Below are 3794 nucleotides of genomic sequence, written 5' to 3'. Positions count from 1 at the left end.
TTGGGGTGTCGCCAAGCGGTAAGGCAACGGACTTTGACTCCGTCATGCGTTGGTTCGAATCCAGCCACCCCAGCCATTCAAAATGATATTTATAGGGAACTGATGAGTTCCCTTTTTTTTATTTTTTATTTTTTATAAAAAAATCCCGTTTCTTAATTACTATAAGAAACGGGATTTTACTATTATAATTCGCAATAATTTTTAGCTATTTTAGAAGCTAATCTAGCATTATTGAAAACTAATTGAATATTTGATTCTAAACTTTTTCCTTTTGTGATATCTTTTACTTTAGCTAAAAGGAATGGAGTACTATCTTTTCCTTTGATTCCTTTTTCTTCAGCTTCAGAAACAGCATTGTTAATTGCATTTGTAATTGTATCGAAATCCATAGCAAATTCTTCAGGAATTGGATTTGCAATAACAACTCCACCTTTTAAGTTAACATCCCATTTTGCTTTTAGAGTTTTAGCGATTTGTTCTGGAGTATCCATTTTGTAATCCACGTTGAAACCACTTTTTCTAGTGTAGAAAGCAGGTAACTCTTTAGTTTGGTATCCGATAACTGGAACTCCTTTTGTTTCTAAAAACTCAAGAGTTAATCCGATGTCTAGAATAGATTTAGCTCCAGCACAAACAACAGCAACATCAGTCATTGCTAATTCCTCTAAATCTGCTGATATATCCATAGTTGTTTCAGCTCCTCTATGAACTCCACCGATTCCTCCAGTTGCAAATACTTTAACACCAGCTAACGCGGCTATAATCATAGTAGAGGCAACAGTAGTTGCACCATCATCTTCAGAAGCTAATATTGCAGGGATATCTCTTCTACTAGCTTTAGTAACATCAAGACCTTTTTTTCCTAAATAATCAATCTCTTCTTTAGTTAATCCTACCTTTAATTTTCCATTTAAAATAGCTATTGTAGCTGGAACAGCACCATTTTCTCTTACAATTTCTTCAACTTTTAAAGCTGTTTCCACATTTTGAGGATAAGGCATTCCATGAGATATAATAGTAGATTCAAGGGCAACTACCGGTCTATTGTTTTCTAATGCTTCCTTAACCTCTTTTGAAATTTCTAAATATTTTGTTAAATTCATAAATTTTCCTCCTTAATTTTATTAACGTTTTCTAAAGACATATTGTCGCTAATTGTTTTTTCGCTTGAAATAGCGATTGTTGCACAAGCGATACCATTTTTACAACTTTCAATTATATCGAGATTCTCTAAGAAACTATAAGCGATTCCAGACATAAAAGCATCGCCAGCCCCAGTTGTATTGATAACCTTAGTTTTGAAAGGAGACATCTTACCAGAAGCTACTCCATTTGAATAAAAAACTCCCTCTTCTCCTAAAGAGATGAAAACTTGTTTTACTCCTTTTTCTATAAAGAAATTAGCACATTTTTCAAGAGAGTTTAAATCGATTATTTTTATACCAGAAAGTGTTTCTGCTTCTATTTTATTTGGTTTTATCGTGTGGAACCTACCGATAAAATCTTTAATTTTTAATGCTTTTGTAGTAGATACGCAATCTAAAAATACAGGTATATTAAAATTAGTTACAATATATTCAATAGTTTCTTTAGGTATATTTGTATCGACTATACAAAGTTTAGATTCGTCTAAAATCTCTTTTTTAGATTTGATAAAGTCTATAGTGACATTATCATATAAATCCATAGCAGAAATAGCAATCTTCATATCGTTATTATCATCTAGTATAGATAAATATGTAGATGTTGAAGAGTTTGGAATTATTAAAGAGTTAGAAGTGTTTATTCCTAAAACTCTACAATTTTTTCTAACTTCTTCGCCATTAAAATCATCGCCAAGGACAGTTATAAGTTCTACATCTTGATTTAATCTTGAAAGATTATCTGCAATATTTCTACCTACACCGCCGAAAGATGTATTGACCTTTCCAGGATTAGAATCATAATCTTTTAAAGGTGAGTAAGATTTTGCTGAAATATCGATATTTGTACCACCGATAACAGTAGTAAAAGATTTTTTTTGTATAATATATCCTTTACCGATTATTTTTCCTTTTTTTATTAAATTAGAAATGTGTACAGCAACAGATGAACGAGCGATATCAGCTTTTTCAGCTAATTCTGATTGAGAAATAAAAGGATTTTCTTCAATCCATTTTAAGATCTCTTTTTCTCTATTAGTCATATGCACCTCCTTTTCTTAAACAAATGTTTAACCTAGTAAACTTTTGTTTAAATATTATCATTGAAGTATTGAAATGTCAACGATTTATCTATAAAAAAATTGATTTTTTTTGTAAAAAATATTAGAATTTTAATAAAGAATATAAAAGGGGTGGTAGTTTGGATAATTTTAAAGGTGATAGAAGCAAAAAGGTGTGGTTACTTACTGAAATAGTAGTAGGAGTTCTGTTTGCATTATTTGCTTATTTTGTATTAAAAGGTAAAGAAAATATATTGGAAGGGTTTATAAGAATATTAACTTCTCCGACAGTTTTGATAACTGACTTTTTAGTTATAGGAGGAATGGGAGCAACATTTTTGAATGCATTTTTAATATTTGCCTTTAATTATACTTTGATGAGATTACTAGGAACACCTTTAAATGGTTTAGCGATAGCTTCATTTTTTACGGTTTTTGGATTTTCTTTCTTCGGAAAAAATATATTAAATATTTTGCCGTTTTATGTAGGGGGAATTTTATACTCTAAATATGAGCATATTGATTTTAAAGATATATTGGTAACGATATCTTTTACTAGTGCGTTAGCACCATTTATAAGTGAAGTTGCATTTAATATACATGTTTTTAGTGAATATGCATATGTGCATGCTATTGTATTAGGAATAGTAATAGGGTTTATAGTGACACCTTTAGCGAAGAAAATGGCAGGATTCCATGAAGGATTTAATTTGTATAATCTTGGTTTTACAGGTGGAATATTGGGAGCTGTAATAGCGTCTGTTCTTAAATTGTATCAATTTGTAGTGGTACCTCAAAGAATAATATCTATAGAACATGATGTTGAACTTAAAATAATATCTAGTGGTGTATTTTTGGCTTTAATATTGATAGGATATTATATAAACAATAAAAGTTTTTCAGGATATAAAGCTTTACTGAAAGATAGTGGATTGAAGAGTGATTTTGTTTTGAAATATGGCTACGGCTTAACTTTTATAAATATGGGAACTATGGGATTTGTAGCAATGATGTATCCTATCTTATTAGGTCAAACTTTAAATGGACCATTACTTGCAGGAATATTAACAATAGTAGGATTCTCGGCTTATGGGAAAACTATTCTTAATATTACGCCGATATTAATAGGAGTATTTTTAGGAAAGTTTGGAAGTACAACAGATGGATTTACATTAGCTTTATCTGGATTGTTTGGAACATCTTTAGCACCAGTAGCAGGAGTGTATGGTTTTGGATGGGGGATAGTTGCAGGGATGTTGCATATTGCGGTAGTCCAAAGTATAGGTGTTGTTCATGGTGGGTTAAACCTTTATAATAATGGATTTTCAGCTGGAATAGTTGCAGGATTTTTATTACCTATAATAAATACAACTAAAGAAAGTGTAAATAAAAGAAGAGCGAAATATCTACAAAGACAGAAAGCGTTACATGACTTAATAAGGAAAACAGAGGATAATTTACAAGATAAACTGTAAATAAGAAAACATATTTTAAAAAAAATAAAAAAAGTTTGTTGACAAACAATGTTGTCTGTGGTATGATTATATATGTCAGCGGGAAACGCCGCAGACAACAACTGAATGAAAAGGAC

The 3794-nt window shown here is 30.7% G+C and carries 3 protein-coding genes and 1 tRNA gene; 2 read left to right on the top strand and 2 right to left on the bottom strand.

Annotated features, from left to right (window positions below):
• The first annotated feature begins 1 nt into the window (after nucleotide 1).
• A tRNA-Gln gene (locus tag L988_RS09635) sits at nucleotides 2–76 on the top strand.
• 106 nt (nucleotides 77–182) lie between these two features.
• Here the strand turns inward: L988_RS09635 and L988_RS09630 are convergent.
• Together L988_RS09630 and L988_RS09625 are read right to left on the bottom strand one after the other, a co-directional pair.
• Nucleotides 183–1103, bottom strand: coding sequence for a pseudouridine-5'-phosphate glycosidase (locus L988_RS09630; RefSeq protein ID WP_047383784.1), 921 nt, complete (start codon nucleotides 1101–1103; stop codon nucleotides 183–185).
• Nucleotides 1100–2185, bottom strand: a complete 1086-nt coding sequence (locus L988_RS09625) for a carbohydrate kinase (RefSeq protein ID WP_047383781.1) — start codon at nucleotides 2183–2185, stop codon at nucleotides 1100–1102. The genes L988_RS09630 and L988_RS09625 overlap by 4 nt, the downstream gene beginning before the upstream one ends.
• Nucleotides 2186–2343: 158 nt before the next feature.
• On the opposite strand from L988_RS09625, the gene L988_RS09620 reads away from it, so the two are divergent.
• Nucleotides 2344–3678, top strand: a complete 1335-nt coding sequence (locus L988_RS09620; RefSeq protein ID WP_047383780.1) for a DUF1576 domain-containing protein — start codon at nucleotides 2344–2346, stop codon at nucleotides 3676–3678.
• Nucleotides 3679–3794: the final 116 nt, after the last annotated feature.

It is taken from the genome of Cetobacterium sp. ZWU0022 (genome assembly GCF_000800875.1).
GTDB lineage: Bacteria > Fusobacteriota > Fusobacteriia > Fusobacteriales > Fusobacteriaceae > Cetobacterium_A.
This window is presented reverse-complemented; position numbering and strand designations above follow the sequence as displayed.

Bases quoted from the DNA above. Each gene is read 5' to 3' on its own strand.
- L988_RS09630 (WP_047383784.1), bottom strand. From the start codon at position 1,103: ATGAATTTAACAAAATATTTAGAAATTTCAAAAGAGGTTAAGGAAGCA.
- L988_RS09625 (WP_047383781.1), bottom strand. From the start codon at position 2,185: ATGACTAATAGAGAAAAAGAGATCTTAAAATGGATTGAAGAAAATCCT.